Source organism: Mycobacterium sp. H4Y (assembly GCF_000364405.1).
Lineage (GTDB): Bacteria > Actinomycetota > Actinomycetes > Mycobacteriales > Mycobacteriaceae > Mycobacterium > Mycobacterium intracellulare.
Map to the genome: position 1 here is coordinate 1,853,277 of NZ_AKIG01000001.1, position 19,146 is coordinate 1,872,422.

General features: G+C 68.5%; 21 protein-coding genes. 10 read left to right on the plus strand and 11 right to left on the minus strand.

Annotated features, from left to right (window positions below):
- Positions 1-163 precede the first annotated feature (163 nt).
- The 6 genes from W7U_RS08330 to bfr all read right to left on the minus strand — a co-directional run bounded on the left by W7U_RS08330 (position 164) and on the right by bfr (position 6,841).
- The gene (locus W7U_RS08330; protein ID WP_008256866.1) at positions 164-1,279 is read right to left on the minus strand and encodes an amidohydrolase family protein; all 1,116 of its coding nucleotides are present in this window, start codon (positions 1,277-1,279) and stop codon (positions 164-166) included.
- 10 nt (positions 1,280-1,289) lie between these two features.
- Positions 1,290-2,642 (minus strand): glutamine synthetase family protein, encoded by a 1,353-nt coding sequence (locus W7U_RS08335; protein WP_008256867.1) that lies wholly within the window; start codon positions 2,640-2,642, stop codon positions 1,290-1,292.
- Positions 2,643-2,699: 57 nt separating this feature from the next.
- Positions 2,700-3,581: a TIGR03854 family LLM class F420-dependent oxidoreductase gene (locus W7U_RS08340; RefSeq protein ID WP_008256868.1), complete on the minus strand. Its 882-nt coding sequence runs from the start codon at positions 3,579-3,581 to the stop codon at positions 2,700-2,702.
- 110 nt (positions 3,582-3,691) lie between these two features.
- The gene (locus W7U_RS08345) at positions 3,692-4,186 is read right to left on the minus strand and encodes a carboxymuconolactone decarboxylase family protein (protein WP_008256869.1); all 495 of its coding nucleotides are present in this window, start codon (positions 4,184-4,186) and stop codon (positions 3,692-3,694) included.
- A 65-nt stretch (positions 4,187-4,251) separates the two neighbouring features.
- The gene (locus W7U_RS08350; RefSeq protein ID WP_170320565.1) at positions 4,252-6,324 is read right to left on the minus strand and encodes an MDR family MFS transporter; all 2,073 of its coding nucleotides are present in this window, start codon (positions 6,322-6,324) and stop codon (positions 4,252-4,254) included.
- Positions 6,325-6,361: 37 nt separating this feature from the next.
- Entirely contained in the window at positions 6,362-6,841 is a 480-nt protein-coding gene (bfr, locus tag W7U_RS08355) for a bacterioferritin (protein WP_008256872.1), read from the minus strand.
- A 339-nt stretch (positions 6,842-7,180) separates the two neighbouring features.
- On the opposite strand from bfr, the gene W7U_RS08360 reads away from it, so the two are divergent.
- Positions 7,181-7,366, plus strand: coding sequence for a (2Fe-2S)-binding protein (locus W7U_RS08360; RefSeq protein WP_008256874.1), 186 nt, complete (start codon positions 7,181-7,183; stop codon positions 7,364-7,366).
- A 15-nt stretch (positions 7,367-7,381) separates the two neighbouring features.
- Here the strand turns inward: W7U_RS08360 and W7U_RS08365 are convergent, their stop codons facing one another.
- The 4 genes from W7U_RS08365 to W7U_RS08380 are packed head-to-tail and all read right to left on the minus strand — an operon-like array spanning position 7,382 to position 10,276.
- Positions 7,382-8,131, minus strand: coding sequence for an enoyl-CoA hydratase-related protein (locus W7U_RS08365; RefSeq protein WP_008256875.1), 750 nt, complete (start codon positions 8,129-8,131; stop codon positions 7,382-7,384).
- Positions 8,132-8,149: 18 nt separating this feature from the next.
- Entirely contained in the window at positions 8,150-8,593 is a 444-nt protein-coding gene (locus W7U_RS08370) for a TIGR03618 family F420-dependent PPOX class oxidoreductase (protein WP_008256876.1), read from the minus strand.
- Positions 8,594-8,602: 9 nt separating this feature from the next.
- Positions 8,603-9,304, minus strand: coding sequence for an EthD domain-containing protein (locus W7U_RS08375; protein ID WP_008256878.1), 702 nt, complete (start codon positions 9,302-9,304; stop codon positions 8,603-8,605).
- A gap of 36 nt (positions 9,305-9,340) precedes the next feature.
- Positions 9,341-10,276 (minus strand): hydrogen peroxide-inducible genes activator, encoded by a 936-nt coding sequence (locus W7U_RS08380; RefSeq protein ID WP_008256880.1) that lies wholly within the window; start codon positions 10,274-10,276, stop codon positions 9,341-9,343.
- A 101-nt stretch (positions 10,277-10,377) separates the two neighbouring features.
- Here W7U_RS08380 and W7U_RS08385 point away from each other — a divergent pair, with 101 nt between their 5' ends.
- From W7U_RS08385 to W7U_RS08395, 3 genes are read left to right on the plus strand one after another with little or no spacing between them, the layout of a single operon-like run.
- Positions 10,378-10,965 carry a peroxiredoxin gene (locus tag W7U_RS08385; protein ID WP_008256883.1) on the plus strand — a complete coding sequence of 196 codons (588 nt, stop codon included), beginning with the start codon at positions 10,378-10,380 and terminating at the stop codon, positions 10,963-10,965.
- 38 nt (positions 10,966-11,003) lie between these two features.
- Positions 11,004-11,540: an alkyl hydroperoxide reductase gene (locus W7U_RS08390; RefSeq protein ID WP_008256885.1), complete on the plus strand. Its 537-nt coding sequence runs from the start codon at positions 11,004-11,006 to the stop codon at positions 11,538-11,540.
- A gap of 10 nt (positions 11,541-11,550) precedes the next feature.
- A complete protein-coding gene (locus W7U_RS08395) occupies positions 11,551-12,879 on the plus strand; it encodes an alpha-amylase family glycosyl hydrolase (protein ID WP_020822577.1) in 1,329 nt (442 codons plus the stop codon).
- On the opposite strand, the gene W7U_RS08400 is transcribed toward W7U_RS08395, so the two are convergent.
- Positions 12,876-13,313, minus strand: coding sequence for a DUF1810 domain-containing protein (locus tag W7U_RS08400; RefSeq protein WP_008256888.1), 438 nt, complete (start codon positions 13,311-13,313; stop codon positions 12,876-12,878). The genes W7U_RS08395 and W7U_RS08400 overlap by 4 nt on opposite strands.
- Positions 13,314-13,332: 19 nt before the next feature.
- On the opposite strand from W7U_RS08400, the gene W7U_RS08405 reads away from it, so the two are divergent.
- The 6 genes from W7U_RS08405 (at position 13,333) to W7U_RS08430 (ending at position 19,146) form a co-directional block, all read left to right on the plus strand.
- Positions 13,333-14,592, plus strand: a complete 1,260-nt coding sequence (locus W7U_RS08405) for an alpha-hydroxy acid oxidase (protein WP_020822579.1) — start codon at positions 13,333-13,335, stop codon at positions 14,590-14,592.
- A gap of 93 nt (positions 14,593-14,685) precedes the next feature.
- The gene (gene lon, locus W7U_RS08410) at positions 14,686-17,007 is read left to right on the plus strand and encodes an endopeptidase La (RefSeq protein ID WP_008256893.1); all 2,322 of its coding nucleotides are present in this window, start codon (positions 14,686-14,688) and stop codon (positions 17,005-17,007) included.
- A gap of 362 nt (positions 17,008-17,369) precedes the next feature.
- Positions 17,370-17,681: a hypothetical protein gene (locus W7U_RS25080; protein WP_225336684.1), complete on the plus strand. Its 312-nt coding sequence runs from the start codon at positions 17,370-17,372 to the stop codon at positions 17,679-17,681.
- A 65-nt stretch (positions 17,682-17,746) separates the two neighbouring features.
- Positions 17,747-18,136 (plus strand): nitroreductase family deazaflavin-dependent oxidoreductase, encoded by a 390-nt coding sequence (locus W7U_RS08420; RefSeq protein WP_008256897.1) that lies wholly within the window; start codon positions 17,747-17,749, stop codon positions 18,134-18,136.
- A 7-nt stretch (positions 18,137-18,143) separates the two neighbouring features.
- Positions 18,144-18,476 carry a TfoX/Sxy family protein gene (locus tag W7U_RS08425; protein WP_008256899.1) on the plus strand — a complete coding sequence of 111 codons (333 nt, stop codon included), beginning with the start codon at positions 18,144-18,146 and terminating at the stop codon, positions 18,474-18,476.
- 43 nt (positions 18,477-18,519) lie between these two features.
- On the plus strand, positions 18,520-19,146 hold the full coding sequence (locus tag W7U_RS08430) for a hypothetical protein (RefSeq protein WP_008256900.1): 627 nt from the start codon (positions 18,520-18,522) through the stop codon (positions 19,144-19,146).

The following is a 19,146-nucleotide window of genomic DNA, read 5'->3' on the forward strand; positions in this document are numbered from 1 at the left end:
CGTCGACGAACGCAGCGCGGGACAACATGTGCCCAAACCTCCTTGTTGCCTCAGTTTGGTGACGTTGCCCGATTCGTCTCCCGAAGCCTATGCGCCCCGGCGGCGGGTTACATCGGAATTTGTGAAAAATGTCGTGGCCGCGCTTTCGCGGCCGATGACCGGGCTACGCGAGGTCGTAGATCCTGCGGGCGTTCTCGCGGGCGATGAGATCGACCACCCGGATGGCGTCGGCCTCGCTCCAGTCGCCGCGGTCGACGAATTCGCGTAGCACCCGGTGCAGGCCCCGGCGCCACAGGACCGCCCCGAGGAAATGCAGTTCCGCGGGACCGAAACCGTCTGACGAGTAGAGGATCTTGGAAAAGGGCGCCAGCTCCAGCAGCCGCGCAAGGAATGCCGGCGACCGCGCCCCCAAGTGGTTCACGCTCAGTCCGCCGTCGAGGTAGACGTTGTTGAACGCCTGCGCCAGATAACCGGCCTCACGCTCGTAGGGGTAACAGTGCAACAGCACGATCGGGACGTCGGCCGACCGGCGCAGAAAGTCAAGCAGCAGGAGCGGATTGGCCTTGTGCAGGTCGCAGTCCCGATCGCCGAATCCGACGTGGAATTGCAATGGCTTGCCGAGTCGCAACGCCTGATGCAACCCGAACCGCAGCAGGATCCGGTCCCGCAATCGCGTCCCGCCGCGCTCGCGCCACCGGTCGGCGGCCTCGGCGACCTCCGCCGTCGACGGCTCGCTGAGGTCACCCTCGAAACCGCCCCGGTAGGCCAGGATCGATTTGGTGCCCACGGCGTCGGCCGCGCGCCGATGCAGGATCTCCTCGAACGCCGCCGCATAGTCACCCGCGGCTTGGGCGGCCTGTTCGGCCACCTCCTCGAGACGCACGATTTCGTGCGCACGGCCGCCCGACAACCGGGCGATCTGCCCGACGCCGGCGACCCCGCCCCCGCCGATCCCGGTGTCCACCAGCCAGTCCCCGACGCCGGCGGCCGATAGGAACACCCGCGCCAGTTCGTCTTCGGCGAACTGGCGACGACGGTCCCAATAGGCCTGCGGGTCGACGTGCTCGGGCAGGCCGAGGGCGGGGGCGCAGTGCGCGCGCACGGCGAACCCGAGTTGGGAGTCGAAACCCGAATCGGCGATGGGCTCGGTGTTGGCCTCGTTGAGGGCGTTCTCGAATCGCCGTCGGTCGCCGGCCGCCAACCAACAACCGTGGACGTGCTGATCGATCAGCGGCACGACGCCGATGTGCTCGGCCAGATCGCGGGTGTCGGCGCTCATCACCGGCCCGTCACAGGCTCCAGGCCATGCGGAATCGGTCCGCCAGCTGCTCGGGGCCCAGATCGCCGTAGCGTTCGTGTTCCAGTCGGCGAACCGCGACCACCATGTCGACCGCCGGATCGCCCAGGATGCACCGCATGCGCTCCGAAGCGTCCAGCGCCGCAATCGCCTCGGCCTGCGAATCGGTCAGGCGCACCACGCCGTCACGCGCGCGGTCGGCATCGGAGCGGGCCGCCGGGTCGACCGTGATCTCCGGCGGCAGCGGGGCCCCGGATTTGATGCCGTCCAGCGCGAGCCCCAGGATGGCCGCCGATGCCAGGTACGGATTGGCCGACGGGTCGACGATCTTGACCTCGACGTTTCCGCCGCGCGGGCTGGCGGGTCCGCCGGTGACGAATCGCACTGCGGCCTCGCGGTTTTCGGTGCCCCAGCAGGCGTAGGCGCCGGCCCAATTGCCGGGCCGCATCCGCAGACCCGAGACGACCGATCCGCACAGCACGCCCTGGGCTTCCGGCAGGCCCCGAACCACGCCCGCCACCGCGCTCTCCCCCGCCGGCGTCATGCCCGCGGCGGCCGCGCCGTCGCAGAACAGCGGACCTTCCGGCGTCGTCAGCGAAAAATGTTGGTGCGCACCGGATCCGACGGCACCGGCGAAGGGGGCGGGTGACAAGCTGATGCGCAGGCCGTGGCGGCGCGCCGCGCGGCCGATGATGAGCCGCATCAGTATCAGCTGATCGGCGGCGGCGACCGGCGGTTGCGGCGGCAGCGAGATCTCGAACTGGTTGGCGCCATACTCGGGGTGGAATTGTTCGATCGCGACGCCGGCTCCCGTCGCCGACCCGATCACCTCCCGGATGAACGCTTCACGCTCCAGCACGCCGGCGAGGCCGTAGGGGGCCCACACCGCCGACGGCAACGGGCCGCCGTCCGGCGCGACCAACAGGAATTCGATTTCGTGGCCGACGGCCGCCTCGAGGCCGGCGTCGTCGAGCGCCGTTTCGATGCGTCGCAGCGTTCCCCGGCCGCACGTGGGGACCGGCGTGCCGTCCTGGGAGAAAAACGCGGCGGGCGCCCACGCCAGGCCGTCGCCCACGATGCGCAACGCGGACAGGTCGATCCGGAGGCGTTGGTCCCCCACCACGCCGACGTCGGCGGTGAAGGCGATGCCGGTCTGGTCGATGGCGAACGCGTGCCAGGAGGGGCTGGCGCCCAGGCCGGGATCGGCGAAGGTGTTCGTCTGGCGGATCGGAACGGCCTTGGCCAGGGTGAGCCCGGCGGAATTGACGACGGTGCCGATGACCGTGTCGACGCCCTCGCCCTCCAGCTGGGCAATTGCCGCGGCGGCAAGCGGTGTGCCGGTCATGGCAGTCATTCTGCAGCCTCGTGGTGGTCCGGCCGGGTAATCGTCCCGCGTGGCCGGTCAGTTCTGGCGGCCGACGAGTTCGGAGACGAAGCGATCGAGGAATCCGTCCACGGGGGCCCGGCCGGCGGGACGGATGACGAATTTCGTCAACCCTGCCTCCAGGTACGCGTCCAGTTGGCGGTGCAGCTGATCCCACCCGGCGGCGATCAGCTCACCGGGGTCGAGGTCCGGCCGGCGCTTGCGGACCGCCGCGGCCAATTCCGCGGGCAGCTCGCCCTCGGTGACGGCCAGCGAGATGCCGAAGTGGTCGGGTTCGATGTGCCGGCCGGCCCGCTCCGCGGCCCGTTCGATCGCCTCGCGTCCGGTCCTGGCCTCCGCCGGGGTGAGGAAGCTGCCCAGCCAGCCGTCGCCGAGCTCCCCGATACGCCGAAACGCGGCGGGCGCCGAGCCGCCCAACCAGATGTCCAGCGGCGGCACCGGTTTCGGGGCGATCGCCGCGCCGGCGACGGTGAAGTATTGGCCGGTGAACGTGGCCGAATCCCCTTCCAGGGCCGCGCGCAGTACCCGTAGCGACTCGTCGAAGACCGCCGCCCGCTGACCGTCGGGAACCACGAACACCTCGCGCTCGGCCGGTATCGCCGATCGCAAGCCGAACACCGGAAGGACCCGCTTCGGGGCGACGGCCGCCAGCGACGCGAGCTGCTTGGCCACCAGCACCGGATGCCGGCCCGGTAGCACCGCCACCGAGGTGCCCACCTTCAGCCGGCTCGTCCGGGCGAGCGCGTACGCCATCCCGACCGTCGGATCGACGGCCGGTGAGTACACCAGCTCGGAAAACCACAACGAATCCACGCCGTTCGCCTCGAGGTGATCGACGATGGCGGCCAGCTGGTGTGGGGCGGTGTCCGCGCCCAGCCCGACGCCGAAGCGAACCTTCACCCGAGCCTCCTCCTGCGTGGTATCACCCGTCGCGCAACGCCGCGGCGCCCCGTTTTGTGCCCGCGGCGCGCGTCATCGCCCGCCGCCCGGAGTTCGGAGGGCGCAAACGGCTATGCGCGGCTGGGAATGGTGAGCTTGCAGGCCTGGCCGATGTCGAGGGTCCGCAACACCCGGCCCATACCCACCCACAGCGCGCAGGACAGCGCCAGGTCGGCCAGCAGCTCGTCGGAGAAGTGTTCGGCGCAGCGCGTCCAGAAGTCTTCGTCGTCGCGCAGGCCGGTGTGGTCGGTGGCGAAGCGGTCGGCGAACTCGGCCGCCAGCCGCTCCTGGTCGCTGTAGCCGGGCCACGTGCGCCATTCGTGGACGTGGTCGTACAGCTCCTCGTCGACACCCGCGGCGGGTCCGTCCTCGTCGCGGGTGTTGACGCAGACGACGCATTCGTTGCGGTGAGCGATCACGGCGCGCGCCAATTCGCGCGTGCGCAACGGCAACCGGTTCTTGGTGTAGACTGCCTGGCTGAAGGCGCCGAGCGCGCCGCCGATGTCCGGAGACTTCACAAACCAGCCGGCCAGGTCGTCGTCAGCAAATGCTCCGATTCGGCTCATGGCGTGATGGTACGCCCGCCTAAGGACCCGGGTCGCGGTTGTCCGCAAACGGGAGTAGCCACCGGCTAGCGGGCGGCCGGGCCGATCGCCGCGGTTGGCGTCTCCTCATGCCAATCACGTTGGGCGAGAACCCGATGCGCGACGCGTTCGAGCGCGGCCTGCACCGCGCGGCGGTCCGGGCGGCCCTCGAAGCCCGGCGACCGGGCGAGCTTGTCCACGAGCCAGGCCACCAGCAGCGAGTGCACGTAGCCGACTTGCTGGGCCCCGGCCGGGGTGAGCGACAGTTGTTCGCCGTCGCTTCGCGCGTAACCGCCGGCGGCCAGGCGCGTGAAGGTGGGCTCGAGAACCTCGAACGGTATCCGGTGATAGTCGGCCATGTCGGTGAGACGGGCGGTCCCGTACATCTGCGTGTAGCGATTGATGCGCAGGACCCCCCACAGCCCGGCCACGTCGAGCCGGCAATCGGGCCGCATGGCGATGCTGCGCAACCGCATGCCGGTTTCGCCGCGCAACATCCGTGCGATCCCGCTCTCCAGCATCTGGTCCGGCGTCTCGGAGGTCGGCATGCCGAACGCGTCGCCGAGATCGACTGTGCTGTCGTGGATATCCCGCAGCGGGACCTCGCGCAGGAACAGCGCCAGCACGAAACCGACCACGGCCACCGGCGCCGCCCATAAGAAAACCTCGGTCAGCGAATCGGCGTAGGCCGCGACGATGGGCGCGGCCACATCGTGCGGCTGCCGGTGCAGGGCCCCGGGAGAGCTGACCGCGTCGGGCGGCGCGCCGCTGGCCGCCAGGGCCGGACCGATGCGGCGGTCGAGGAAGTTCACGAACAGCGAGCCGAATATCGCCGCCCCGAAAGAACTTCCGATGGTGCGAAAGAACGTCACCCCCGAGGTGGCGACGCCGAGGTCTTCGAAATTCGACGTGTTCTGCACGATGAGAACCAGCACCTGCATGGACAATCCGATCCCGGCCCCCAGGATGACCAGGTACAGCGACTGGATCAGGGCGGACGTCGACGGCTCCATCCGCGACATCAGCAAAAACGCCAGCGCCATCAGCGCGGTGCCGGTCACCGGGAAAACCTTGTAGCGGCCGGTGCGGCCGACCAGGGTTCCGCTGCCGGTCGAGGTGATCAGCATCCCGACCACCATGGGCAGCGTGCGCAGACCCGAGGTCGTCGCCGAGACCCCGTTGACGTACTGCATATAGGTCGGCAGGAACGTCAGCGCGCCCAGCATCGCAAAACCTACGACGAAGGACAGCACGCAGCACACGGCGAACACCGGACTGGCGAACAACCGGATGGGCAGGATCGGCTCGGCGGCGCGACGTTCCACCACCACGAAAACACCCAGCGCCACCGCGGCGCCGACGAACAAGCCGATGATCGTCGGCGACCCCCACGCGTACAGCGTCCCGCCCCAGCTGGTGGCCAGCGTCAGGCCCGCCGCGCCCAGGCCGACAAATACTATTCCGGAGTAGTCGATGATCGGCTTGGCGGACGCGCCCAGCGCTGGAATCGCCGCGGCGGCAACGAAAATCACGACCACCGAGATCGGCACGTTGACCCAGAACGCCCACCGCCAGGTCAGGTAGTCGGTGAAGTAGCCGCCCAGCAACGGCCCGATGACCGTCGTGACGCCGAAGACCGCCCCGAGGATGCCCTGGTACCGGCCCCTTTCCCGCAGCGGGACGACCTCGCCGATGAGCGCGCTGGCGGTGACGGTGATGGCGCCGCCGCCGATCCCTTGCAGCGCACGCGCTCCCACCAGCATGGCCATCGACTGGGACAGCCCGCACAACGCCGATCCGACGACGAAGAAGACGATCGCCGCCTGGAATACCCGCTTGCGCCCGTAGGAGTCCCCGAGTTTGCCGGCCAGCGCGGTGACGACGGTCGATGCGAGCAGATAGCTGGTGACGACCCAGGACTGATGGCCGGCGTCGCCCAGGTTGGCGACGATCGTCGGCAGCGCGGTGGCGACGATGGTCTGGTCCAACGCCGCGAGCAGCATCCCCAGGACGATCGCGACGAAGATCAGGTTGCGCCGTTGCGGGCTGATCAGCTCGCCGCTGGGCGCGGAATTCGCCGCCGGGGTCGCCTGGGTCACCGCTGCTCTCGGGCTCGTCATGCCGGCCCGACGTTACCTACCTTGCCCGCCGCCCGCGTCAGCTGGGTGGCCGCGAGACGCACTGCGCCGAGTACAGCTCCACGCCCAGCTTGTCCATCAACTCCAGCTGCGTCTCGAGGTAGTCGATGTGCTTTTCCTCGTCGGCGACGATGTCCTCGAACAGCGTGGCGGTGGTGGAATCCTGCTTGTCCCGGCATAAGACGATGGCCGGCTTGAGGCGGTCCATCACCTCGTATTCGATGGCGAGGTCGGCCTCGAATTGCTCGCGCAAGGTCTGGCCGATGCGCAGCGAGAAGAGGCGCTGGTAGTTCGGCAACCCGTCGAGCAACAGGATGCGGTCGGTGATCGCCTCGGCGTGTCGCATCTCGTCGAAGGACTCCGCGCGGGTGTGCTCAGCTAACTCGGTGAAACCCCAGTTGTCCTGCATCTTGGAGTGCAGGAAGTATTGGTTGATCGCGGTGAGCTCGCTGGTCAACTGCTCGTTGAGCAGACGCAAAACTTCCGGATCCCCTTGCATTTTCACTCCTACGGTGTCTGCTGCTGGCATGTTCGGCCGCGATCCGTGCGCTGGGCTGGAGCGCACAAACCCGGCCTGTAGCAGCACTTTGCCACGGCCGCCGCAAATGTTCTAGCAAGGTTTGGCTGCACTCAGTGCGTTGTCGAGCTAGTCTAAGCACCCGGTTGTTAGGTTAGACTGCACTAAGCAGGTTAGGTTAGACTCTACTAATATGCGGCTTGTTGGTTTCGCACCTCCGGCCGGGGCCCCGAGTCCCCGGGAGGCCAGGCGCGGGACCGAAATCGGGTCGCTCGAACGACCCGTCGACGAAGGGGACGCCCACATGCGGGAGGTGCGCTGATGTACGTGTGTCTGTGCGTCGGGGCGACCAGCCAGACCGTGTGCGACGTCGTCGCGCAGGGCGCGTCGACCTCCAAGGAAATCGCCGCGGCATGCGGGGCGGGCGGTGACTGCGGTCGCTGCCGGCGCACCCTGCGCGCGATCCTCGCCGACGCGGCGAAGTTAGAGACAGCGCCGTCGGCCTGACGCCGGAACGCCGTTTCAGCCCTTGTTGAAATCCGCCAGCGCCGCGGCGTTGGCCTGCGCGCCCATGAGCTCGGCGAAGTGCGCGTTTTCCCGCGCGGTGGCCGCCGTGATCTCAGGGCGGACCGGCTCCATCATCGTGTGTTTGACGGCCATCAAGCTCGAAATCGGCCGGGAGGCAAGTATTTCGGCGTGGTGGCGAGTCTGCGGCATCAGCTCGTCCGGTTGGCACACCCGCCAGACGAGGCCCATCCGCAACGCCTCGTCGGCGTCGATCCATTCCGACGACATCAACAGCCACGCGGCGTTCTGCCGGCCCACCAGCTGCGGCAGCAGATAGGACGACGCCGCTTCCGGGGCTACGCCCAGGCTGGTGAACGGGCACTTCAACCGGGCCGTCGACGACATGAACGCCAGATCGGCATAGCCCAGAATCGTGGCGCCGATCCCCACCCCGACACCGTTCACCGCGCAGATCAGCGGCTTGGGAAAGGCGCTGAGCGCGTTGATAAGTCCGATGAAGCCATGCTTGCCCGGGGTGAAGCCGGGGTCGGTGATGCGCGCCTGCATCTCACCGAGGTCGGTCCCGGCGCTGAACCCGCGACCCGCTCCGGTCAGCAGGACCACGGCCACCTCGGGATCGTCGGCGGCGGCCAGCAGCGCCTCGGCGGTGGCGTCATAGAGGGCTTCGTTGAAGGCGTTGAGCGCCTCCGGGCGGTTCAGCGTGAGGGTGCGCACCCGCTTGTCGTCATCGATCTGCAGCGTCACCCCCGCAGCGTAGCGAGGCTAGCCGTTGCTGTAGACGCGGGTCGGGGCGATCAGCACCACGGCGCGCCCCTCGGAAGCCATCACGCGGTCGTACTCGTCCCAGTTGTCGTGGGTACCGCCCGCCGCAACGAACACGTCGCGCAGCAGCACTCGCAACCGATCGGGATCGGTCAGCCACGGCTGGGTGTCGTCGGGGCCGACCAGCTCCGCGCGCCCCTCGACCGTCGCCCACTGCCACCCGTTACGGAAGGTGATGGCCAACTGCGGCCGGGCCCGCAGGTTGGCCAGCTTGACTTTTCCGTAGGTGGTAAACCCCAGCACCGGTTGACCATTCGCCGGGTGCGACAACAGGCCCACGTTGACCAGTGACGCCTGCACGGTCCCGTCAGCCCGGACGGTCGATACCACCGCCAATCCGTTTTCCGCCGCGGCCAATGCCACGGCGTCGCGCAGTGTCGTCATTCGGTGTCCTCAGTGCGTGAACGGCGTGCTGATGACGTAGCGGCTCGTCGGCACGGTGTCGATGTTCTCGTTGGCGCCAAAGGCCGTCGTGCTGGCCACCATTCGTCCTAACCGGTGTTGGAGATCGTTGTCGTCGGCGGCTCCGAAAAACGCCCGAAGATCGGTGATCGCCTCCGCAGGGAACAACTCCTCGACGATGCCGGCGATTCCCGGCGCGTCTTCGGTGAGCGCGCGCACCACCCAATTCTGGGTGTAGCCAAACGTCGACTGTGTCTCGATGGCTACCGGTGTATGGTCGCGTTGCCAACGGGTCAGCCACGTCGCCTGGTCCATGCCCGCGGGCCGGCGCAGCAACGCGATGTTGGCCAAACCCGGTGTGCGGGAACCGGACTCGACGGCGGGCGCGCTCAGCGGGACCGATTCCGTCACCAGGTACGCGGCGAGCTGCTCACACTCCTTTGCCAGCAGCTCGAGCGCGGACGTCATCTGCTCGCCGTAGCACTGCTGGGTCCACATGCTCACCACCGCGGCGACCGGTGGGTCCAGCGTCGTGAGCGTCATCAACGACTGGCGCACGGCGTCGTCGCGGACGTTGACCGACAATCCGGGCACACCCAGCTCCAGCAGCGCATCGGCGACCGGCCCCCGCTGCCGGGCGCACCAATCGTCGTCGGAGTCGGCGCGCATGAGCACCGCGATTACCTTTTCCATAGGCCGAACCTACCGGTGCGGGCCCGCCGGATAGGCCTACTTCACCAGGCGCACCTGATGCTGGCTGCTGATCAGCTTCCCGATGAGCCCGGCCAGCTGACGGTAGGACTCGTCGCGCCCGCTCGACGAGCGGTAGACCAAGCCGATTCGCCGGCCCGGGCGCGGCGCCGCGAACTGCGCCAGGCCCAGGCGGCTTCTCGAGGCCTCGACGGGCACCGCGCTCTGCGGAATCAGCGTGACGCCCAACCCGCCCGTCACGCATTGCACCGCAGTCGCCAGTGAGGCCGCCCGCGTGTTGGCCAGCTCCGCCCGGACCCCGGCCTTGTGGCAGACATCCAGCGCCTGATCGCGCAGGCAGTGCCCCTCGTCCAGCAGGAGCAGCGGCAGGTCGGCCAGCGCCGTCGCCGGAACCCGGCGCTTGCCCGCCAGCGGATGGCCGGGGGGCAGGGCGAGGACGAAATCCTCGTCGTAGATGGGGATCGCGCTGACCCCGGCGCCCTCGGCGGGCAGGGCGATCAATGCCGCATCCAATGCCCCTTCGCGCAAGACCGCCAACAACCGCTCGGTCTGGTCTTCGGTCACCCGCAGGGCCAGCCCCGGAAGCTGCTCGGCCACGCCGGCCAGCACGGTCGGCAGCACGTAGGGCGCCACCGTGGGAATCAGGCCCAGCCTCATGCCGACCCGCAACGGATCCGAGGCGCCCGCCGCGGCGGCGGTGAAGGCGTCGGTCGCCTCGACGACGGCCTGGGCGCGCGGCAACAGCTCCGTACCCTGGGGTGTCAAGAAGACACGCCGTGTCGAGCGCTCGACGAGACGGGTGCCCAGGCCCGCCTCCAGCGCCGAGAGCGCCTGCGACAACGTCGACTGGCTGACGCCGAGAGCCGTTGCGGCACCACTGAATTGATGCTTCTCGGCCACCGCCACGAAGGCGCGCAGGCCGGCGATCGTGGGCTGATAACTCTTATCGGTCATACCTATAAGTGTAGTGGGAAATATCACCTTTACTTCAACCAGGGTACGCGGCAACATGGTGGAAGAAAGCTAATCTTGAGTAAATCCAGATAAGGAGCGATATGCCTCTGCTGACCATCGGCGACCAGTTCCCCGCCTACGAGCTCACCGCGTTGATCGCGGGCGATCTGTCCAAGGTCGACGCCAAGCAGCCCGGCGACTACTTCACCACCATCACCAACGAGGACCACGCCGGCAAATGGCGCGTGGTGTTCTTCTGGCCGAAGGACTTCACCTTCGTGTGCCCGACCGAGATTGCCGCCTTCGGCAAGCTCAACGACGAATTCGCCGACCGCGACGCGCAGGTTCTGGGTGTGTCGATCGACAGCGAGTTCGTCCACTTCAATTGGCGTGCGCAGCACGAGGACCTCAAAAAGCTGCCCTTCCCGATGCTCTCGGACATCAAGCGGGAGCTGAGCCTGGCCACCGGCGTGCTCAACGCCGACGGCGTGGCCGACCGGGCGACCTTCCTCGTCGACCCCAACAACGAGATCCAGTTCGTCTCGGTCACCGCGGGTTCGGTGGGCCGCAACGTCGAGGAAGTGCTGCGCGTGCTGGACGCGCTGCAGTCCGACGAGCTGTGCGCGTGCAACTGGCGCAAGGGCGACCCGACGCTCGACGCCACCGAGCTGCTCAAGCAGTCGGCCTGATCCGGGGCTGATCCCGTAGGGTCTGAACAGGAGGCGAGATGAGCGTAGAGAACCTCAAGGAAGCGCTGCCGGAGTACGCCAAGGACCTCAAGCTCAACCTGGGCTCGATCACCCGCACGACCGAGCTCAACGAGGAGCAGCTGTGGGGCACGCTGTTGGCGAGCGCCGCGGCGACCCGGAATACGCAGGTGCTCAGCGAGATTGGCGCGGAGGCGGCCGACATTCTGTCCGCCGAGGCGTACAACGCGGCGCTGGGAGCCGCATCGGTCATGGCCATGAACAACGTGTTCTACCGTGGCCGGGGCTTCCTCGACGGCAAGTACGACGACCTGCGCGCGGGATTGCGGATGAACATCATCGCCAATCCCGGTGTGGAAAAGGCGAACTTCGAGCTGTGGTGCTTCGCAGTGTCGTCGATCAACGGATGCCCGGATTGCGTGGCGGCCCACGAGCACACGCTGCGCGAGGCCGGTGTCAGCCGCGAAACCATCCAGGAGGCGCTGAAGGCCGCGGCGATCGTTTCCGGCGTGGCCCAAGCGATCGTCGCTTCCCAGACGCTGGCGACCGTCGGCTGATCGCGCCGTCGTGACCAGCGCCGTGTCCGGACCCGACTGGGTCCAGCACGCCATCTGGTGGCAGGTCTACCCGCTGGGGTTCGTGGGCGCGTTCCCCGTACCGCAGTCAAACGAGCCGCCGCAACCGCATCAACACCGGTTGCGGCGGCTCGTCGACTGGTTGGACCACGCCATCGAACTCGGGGCGTCCGGCATCGCGCTGGGCCCGATCTTCGCCTCGCGCACACACGGTTACGACACCACCGACCACTACCGCATCGATCCCCGGCTCGGCGACGACGCCGATTTCGACCACCTCCTCGCCGAGGCGCACCGACGCGGCCTGCGCGTCCTGCTCGACGGCGTGTTCAACCACGTCGGCGTGGATTTTCCGCGCCACCGCGAGGCGGCCGAGGACGACGCCGCCGCGCGCTGGTTCCGCGGACGTCCCGGGCGCTTTCACACGTTCGAAGGCCACGACGGGCTGATCACCCTCAACCACGACAACCCCGCCGTCGCCGACTACACCGTCGAGGTGATGGCGCACTGGTTGGGCCGCGGCGCCGACGGCTGGCGCCTCGACGCGGCTTATGCCGTGCCACAACACTTCTGGGCCTCGACCCTGCCCCGGGTGCGCGAGCGCTATCCGGATGCCTGGTTCGTCGGCGAACTCATCCACGGCGACTACGCCGCGGTCGTCGAGGCCGCCACCTTCGACTCGGCCACCCAATACGAGCTGTGGAAGGCGATCTGGAGCAGCCTCAACGACGGCAATTTCTTCGAGCTGGACTGGGCGCTGCAGCGCCACAACGACTTTCTGAGCCGCTTCGCGCCGCTGACCTTCATCGGCAATCACGACGTCACCCGCATCGCCAGCCAGCTGGACAACCCCGCGCATGTGGCCCACGCGCTGGTGCTGCTGCTCACCATCGGCGGGGTGCCGAGCGTCTACGCCGGCGACGAGCTCGGGTTCCGCGGCGTCAAGGAAGAACGGTTCGGCGGCGACGACGCCGTGCGCCCCGAATTCGGCTCTCCCCCACTGCAACTGGATGACTTCGGCGTCCAGACCTGGGGGCTGCACCAGTACCTGGTCGGGCTGCGACGGCGCCACCCCTGGCTGCACGCGGCGTCCACCACCGCGTTACGGCTGGAAAACCGGCACTACGTCTACGAGGCGCGCAACGGCGACGACGCCTTGCTGGTGGTACTCAACATCGACGACGAACCGCTGCACGTGTCGCTGCCGGAGCTGGGCACGGGGCGCGCGCAGGTCATCGGCGGATCGGCGGCCCCGCCGCCGGAGGTCGTCGACGCAGTTACGGTCGAGCCGCACGGTTGGCGGATCCTAAGCTCGGTCTAGGGCCCGGTCAGCCGGTCCAGCGTCGGCTCGTCGTACCGGCCGCCGTAGTACTTGTCGAGCACCGCGACGAAGTCCTCGTCGTCCTTGGTGGCGTGGGCGAACAGGGTCATCGACGAGCACAGTTTGAGGTCGTCCGGCGAGCCGAAGATCTGCCCGATCGAGCGCCCCTGCACCGCGGTGACCAGTCGGGCGCACTCGCGCAGCCGCGGCCCCAGCAGCTCATGACGCAGGTACGCCCGCGCCTCGTCCAGCGAGGAGATGCCGTAATGGACCGCGGTCGGGCTGCCGCCCAGGCCGCGCAGTTGGGGGAAGACGAACCACATCCAGTGGCTGCGCTTTCGTCCGGCCCGCAGCTCGTCGAGGACGTCGCCGTACACCGGCTCCTGCGCGTCCACGAAACGCTGGAGATCGAACGGGTCGCCTGCACGTGTCACCTGACTACGGTTGCACATTATGGAACTCGAAAGACGGAAGGCCGTTCGCCGACGAGTACCCAAAGTGCGCGATCTCGCCCCGCTCATGCAGTTCAAGCGGCCCGAGCTGAACGCGACCAAGCGGCGGCTCGACGCCGCCTACACCATCGAAGACCTGCGGCGCATCGCCAAGCGGCGCACCCCGAAGGCCGCGTTCGACTACACCGATGGCGCGGCCGAAGACGAGCTGTCCATCGAACGCGCCCGACAAGCCTTCCGCGACATCGAATTTCATCCGACGATCCTGCGCGACGTCTCCCAAGTGTCCGCGGGGTGGGATGTGCTAGGCCAGCCGGTCGTGCTGCCGTTCGGGATCGCGCCGACCGGATTCACCAGGCTGATGCACACCGAGGGCGAGATCGCCGGCGCGCAGGCGGCGGCCAGGGCGGGGATCCCGTTTTCGCTGTCCACGCTGGGTACCTGCGCGATCGAGGATCTCGTCACGGCCGTGCCCCGAGGCCGAAAGTGGTTTCAGCTCTACATGTGGCGGGACCGCGAACGCTCGATGGAGCTGGTCAGACGCGCCGCCGAGGCCGGCTTCGATACCCTGCTGGCCACCGTCGACGTCCCGGTCTCCGGCGCACGGCTGCGCGACAACCGCAACGGCATGACGATCCCGCCCACGCTGACGCTGCGCACCGTGTTGGACGCGGTGCCCCACCCGAAGTGGTGGTTCGACCTGTTGACCACCGAACCCCTGGCGTTCGCGTCGCTGGACCGCTGGCCCGGCACGGTCGCCGAATACCTGAGCACGATGTTCGATCCCAGCCTGACCTTCGATGACCTGGAGTGGATCAAGGAGCAGTGGCCGGGCAAGCTCGTCGTCAAAGGGATTCAGACGCTTGACGATGCCCGCGCGGTCGTCGACCGCGGTGTCGACGGGATCGTGTTGTCCAATCACGGTGGGCGCCAACTGGATCGGGCCCCGGTGCCGTTTCACCTGCTGCCGACAGTGGCGCGCGACCTGGGTCAGCACACCGAGATCCTGGTGGACACCGGCATCATGTCGGGCGCCGACATCGTCGCGGCGATCGCGCTGGGCGCCCGGTGCACGCTGGTCGGTCGGGCCTACCTCTACGGCCTGATGGCCGGCGGTGCGGCGGGGGTGAGCCGCGCGATCGACATCCTCGCCGAGGGCGTGATCCGCACGATGCGCCTGCTCGGCGTCACGTGCCTCGAGGAGCTATCGCCGCAGCACGTCACGCAGCTGCGGCGCCTAGGGCCCGTGCCGCCGGTGTGAGGCCGGCCGCACCCCCGCGATGGCCGGGACGCGCGGGAACAAACCGGCGCCCGGCTGGGTTAAGCGCATCAGACTCAACTTTTGGAGGATTTGATGGCTGAAGCCAAGTCGGTGCCGGTGCTGTTTGTCACCGACACCATCGTGCTGCCCGGAATGGTGGTGCCGATCGCGCTGGACGACGCGGCCCGCGCGGCGATCGACGCCGCCCAGGCCAGCGAGTCGGGACAGCTGCTGATCGCCCCCCGGCTCGAGGACCGGTATCCGTCGCACGGTGTGATCGCGAAGATCCTGCAGGTCGGGCGCATCGCCGGTGGCGGCACCGCCGCGGTGGTGCGCGGCGAGCGCAGGGCACAGATCGGGGCGGGCGCATCCGGCCCCGGGGCGGCGCTGTGGGTCGAGGTGACCGAGGTCCCCGAGGCCGAGGCGACCGACGAGGTCAAGGCGCTGACCGCGGAGTACAAGAAGCTGCTGCTGGCCATGCTGCAACGACGCGAGGCCTGGGAGATCATCGATTACGTCAACCGGCTGTCCGATCCGTCGGCGCTGGCCGACACCTCGGGGTACGCGTCCTACCTGAGCAACGCGCAGAAGCGCCAGCTGCTGGAGACGGTCGACGTCGCCGAGCGGCTGCGCGTGCTGATCGACTGGACCAGCGACCACCTCGCCGAGGTCGAGGTCAGCGACAAGATCGCCGAGGACGTGCGCGAGGGCATGGAGAAGACGCAGAAGGAGTTCCTGCTGCGCCAGCAGCTGGCGGCCATCCGCAAGGAGCTCGGTGAAGGTGAGCCCGACGGGTCCGATGATTATCGGGCCCGCGTCGAGGCCGCCGAGCTGCCCGAGAAGGTGCGCGAGGCCGCGCTGCGCGAGGTCGGCAAGCTGGAACGCTCCAGCGACCAGAGCCCGGAGAGTGGCTGGATTCGCACCTGGCTGGACACCGTGCTCGACCTGCCGTGGAACGTCAAGACCGAGGACTCCACCGACCTCAAGGCGGCGCGGGAAGTCCTGGACGCCGATCACCACGGGCTGGACGACGTCAAGGATCGCATCGTCGAATACCTGGCCGTCCGGGCGCGCCGCGCCCAACGCGGGCTGCAGGTCGTCGGCGGCCGCGGCTCCGGTGCGGTGATGGTGCTGGCCGGTCCCCCGGGCGTCGGCAAGACGTCGCTGGGCGAGAGCGTGGCCCGGGCGTTGGGCCGCAAGTTCGTGCGCGTCGCCCTGGGCGGTGTGCGCGACGAGGCCGAGATCCGCGGGCACCGTCGTACCTACGTGGGCGCGTTGCCGGGCCGGATCGTGCGCGCGATCGGTGAGGCGGGATCGATGAATCCCGTTGTGCTGCTGGACGAAATCGACAAGGTCGGTTCCGACTACCGCGGCGATCCGAGCGCGGCGCTGCTCGAGGTGCTCGACCCGGCGCAGAACCACACCTTCCGCGACCACTACCTGGATCTGGACCTGGACCTGTCCGATGTGGTGTTTTTGGCGACGGCGAACGTGATCGAGAACATCCCGTCGGCCCTGCTGGACCGCATGGAGCTGGTGGCCATCGACGGCTACACCGAGGACGACAAGGTCGCCATCGCGCGGGACTACCTGCTGCCCCGGCAGCGGGACCGCGCGGCGCTGACCGAGGACGAGGTGGCGGTGAGCGACGCGGCGCTGCGCAAGATCGCCGCCGACTACACCCGCGAGCCCGGTGTGCGACAGTTCGAACGGCTGCTGGCCAAGGCGCTGCGCAAGGCGACCACCAAGCTGGTTGACGATCCGCGACCGATCACCATCGACGAGCCGGATCTGGTTGACTACCTGGGCCGTCCGCGGTTCATGCCGGAATCGGCCGAACGCACGGCGGTGCCCGGTGTGGCCACCGGCCTGGCCGTCACCGGCCTCGGTGGCGACGTGCTCTACATCGAGGCCGGCTCCACCGACGGTGACCCGGGCCTGCAACTGACGGGTCAACTGGGCGACGTGATGAAGGAGTCGGCGCAGATCGCGCTGTCCTACGTGCGCTCGCACGCCGCCGAGCTCGGTGTGGATCCCAAGACGCTGGACCGGCGCATCCACGTCCACGTGCCCGCGGGGGCGGTGCCCAAGGACGGCCCGTCGGCCGGTGTCACCATGGTGACCGCCCTGGTCTCGATGGCCACCGGACGCCAGGTCCGCTCCGACGTCGGCATGACCGGAGAGGTCACGCTGAACGGCCGGGTGCTGCCCATCGGCGGGGTGAAGCAAAAGCTGCTGGCCGCCCAACGTGCCGGGCTGTCAACGGTTTTCATTCCGCAGCGCAACGAGCCGGATCTCGATGACGTGCCCACCGAGGTGCTCGAGGCGCTGGACGTGCGGCCCATGACCGACGTCGCCGAGATCGTGGCCCAGGCGCTCGAACCGGCGGCCTCGGCCGCCACGGCCGCGGCCTGATCGCGCGGCCAGGCGAATCGCGGCCGCTGTTGAAGCCACGTTGAGTCAGACCCGGTGCGGTGTGCCGGGGCATGGTCGGAGTTTCAGGCTCCCCCCGGGACGGGTACGCAGCAACGCAGAGGGAAGACCAGCCGAGGGGGGATGACCTCTATCCGGCGTCGAAAAGACGCGGGTGACGAACAACAAATTACCGCTGTTAGGTGGCCCGATGGGCAGCCAAGCGGCTCGATAAGGAGTTCATCATGAGGTTGAACAGATTCGCTGCCAGCGCCGTAATCGCAGGTGCGCTGACGTCCGGCGCGCTCGGAGTAGGTGCCGGCCTGGCTCAAGCCGATCCGAATGGCCCGAATGTGCCGGGGCCAGTGCCTGGGCCGAACGTGCCGGGACCGGGCCCGGTGCCCGGCCAGAATGTGCCGGGTCCCATGCCGGGACAGGGGGTACCGATCTGTAACGCCGGACCGGGCGTCAACTGCACGGCCCCGGGCACGCCGCTTCCGCCCGGGCAGAACGGATTCCCGCCACCGGGCCACTACAACGACCCGATCGGCTACGGGCTTCCGGCCCGCTGGATGCCGCCGGGTCAACCGGGCGACTATCCGGTCGTATTCAACCCGGCCGTGAACCAGTGGGGCGTCTTCCTGCCCGACGGTCAATTCGTCGCGTACGCGACGTAACCCGGCCCAGCGAGACAGCCGCGAATGCGGCGGCTGTTTCTCGTCTGCGGCAGAATCTAGGGACTATGACGGATATCCGGATTCTCAAACGACAAGTGGTCCACCGGGTTCAACGCCTGCTGGTCAACCCGGTCGGCCGGCAGCTGCCGATGACCATGCTCGAGACCAAGGGACGCAAGAGCGGGCAGCCGCGGCGCACCGCGGTGGGCGGGCGCGTGGTGGACAACCAGTTCTGGATGGTCTCCGAACACGGCGAGCACTCGGATTACATCCGCAATATCAAGGCCAATCCGGCTGTGCGGGTGCGTGTTGGCGGCACGTGGCGCCACGGCACCGCCCACCTCCTGCCCGACGACGATGCGGTGCAGCGCCTGGGCAACCTGCCGCGGCTGAACAGCGCGATGGTGCGCCTGATGGGCAGCGACCTGCTCACCGTCCGGGTCGACCTGGACTGACCCGCGGATGGCCTACGACGAAGACCTGGCCAACCGGGTCCGCGAACTTCTCGGAGGCCAGCCGGGCATCGACGAAAAGCGCATGTTCGGCGGCCTGGCGTTCCTGGTCAACGGCAACATGTCGGTGGCCGTCAGCGGCCAGGGTGGACTGTTGGTGCGGGTGCCGCGCGAGGACACCGACAAACTCGCCGGGCGCGCGCACGTCAGCCCCATGGTGATGGCCGGGCGAGAGGCCCGGGGCTGGCTGCGCGTCGAGCCCGCCGGCGTGCAAACCAAACGCCAGCTTCATAGTTGGGTCAAACGCGGGGTCGACCACGCGCGCAGCCTGCCGCCCAAATAGCGGGCGCGGTTTGCCGTGGCGGCGTGGGGGTACGCGGTGCGGTATGGACCAGCGGGTGCGACGACTGCTCGACGTGGCCGGCACGACCTACGCGGCGCAGGCGCGCATCACGCTGAGCGACAAGCCGATGCCGCTGTTCCAGCTTTTGGTGCTGTGCATGCTGGCCAGCAAGCCGATCGATGCGACCATCGCCACGGCCGCCGCGCGCGAACTCTTCAAGGCGGGCCTGCGGACCCCCGAGGCCGTGCTGGCCTCGGACCGGCAAACCATGATCGACGCCTTTGGGCGCGCGCACTACGTGCGTTACGACGAGAGCTCGGCCACCCGGCTCACCGATATGGCCGAACGACTTCGAGACGACTACTCCGGCGACATGCGCGAATTGGCCGATCGCAGCGGGCATGACGTGGCAGCGGCGAAACGGATGCTCAAGCAGTTCAAGGGAATCGGCGACACGGGCGCCGACATCTACCTGCGCGAGGTGCAGGACGTGTGGACCTGGGTGCGGCCGTATTTCGATGACCGCGCCACCGGGACCGCCAAGCGGTTTGGCCTGCCCGCCGAACCGAAGAAGCTGGGAAGCCTTGCGCCGCAGGCCAATGCGCGACTGGCCGCCGCGTTGGTCAGGGCGTCGCTGGACGCCGATGTGCGTCAGCGGGTGGCCGGCTGA

Bases quoted from the DNA above. Each gene is read 5' to 3' on its own strand.
- W7U_RS08330 (WP_008256866.1), bottom strand. From the start codon at position 1,279: ATGAGCGCCGACACCCGCGATCTGGCCGAGCACATCGGCGTCGTGCCG.
- W7U_RS08335 (WP_008256867.1), bottom strand. From the start codon at position 2,642: ATGACCGGCACACCGCTTGCCGCCGCGGCAATTGCCCAGCTGGAGGGC.
- W7U_RS08345 (WP_008256869.1), bottom strand. From the start codon at position 4,186: ATGAGCCGAATCGGAGCATTTGCTGACGACGACCTGGCCGGCTGGTTT.
- W7U_RS08350 (WP_170320565.1), bottom strand. From the start codon at position 6,324: ATGACGAGCCCGAGAGCAGCGGTGACCCAGGCGACCCCGGCGGCGAAT.
- bfr (WP_008256872.1), bottom strand. From the start codon at position 6,841: ATGCAAGGGGATCCGGAAGTTTTGCGTCTGCTCAACGAGCAGTTGACC.
- W7U_RS08360 (WP_008256874.1), top strand. From the start codon at position 7,181: ATGTACGTGTGTCTGTGCGTCGGGGCGACCAGCCAGACCGTGTGCGAC.
- W7U_RS08370 (WP_008256876.1), bottom strand. From the start codon at position 8,593: ATGACGACACTGCGCGACGCCGTGGCATTGGCCGCGGCGGAAAACGGA.
- W7U_RS08375 (WP_008256878.1), bottom strand. From the start codon at position 9,304: ATGGAAAAGGTAATCGCGGTGCTCATGCGCGCCGACTCCGACGACGAT.
- W7U_RS08380 (WP_008256880.1), bottom strand. From the start codon at position 10,276: ATGACCGATAAGAGTTATCAGCCCACGATCGCCGGCCTGCGCGCCTTC.
- W7U_RS08385 (WP_008256883.1), top strand. From the start codon at position 10,378: ATGCCTCTGCTGACCATCGGCGACCAGTTCCCCGCCTACGAGCTCACC.
- W7U_RS08390 (WP_008256885.1), top strand. From the start codon at position 11,004: ATGAGCGTAGAGAACCTCAAGGAAGCGCTGCCGGAGTACGCCAAGGAC.
- W7U_RS08405 (WP_020822579.1), top strand. From the start codon at position 13,333: ATGGAACTCGAAAGACGGAAGGCCGTTCGCCGACGAGTACCCAAAGTG.
- lon (WP_008256893.1), top strand. From the start codon at position 14,686: ATGGCTGAAGCCAAGTCGGTGCCGGTGCTGTTTGTCACCGACACCATC.
- W7U_RS08420 (WP_008256897.1), top strand. From the start codon at position 17,747: ATGACGGATATCCGGATTCTCAAACGACAAGTGGTCCACCGGGTTCAA.
- W7U_RS08425 (WP_008256899.1), top strand. From the start codon at position 18,144: ATGGCCTACGACGAAGACCTGGCCAACCGGGTCCGCGAACTTCTCGGA.
- W7U_RS08430 (WP_008256900.1), top strand. From the start codon at position 18,520: ATGGACCAGCGGGTGCGACGACTGCTCGACGTGGCCGGCACGACCTAC.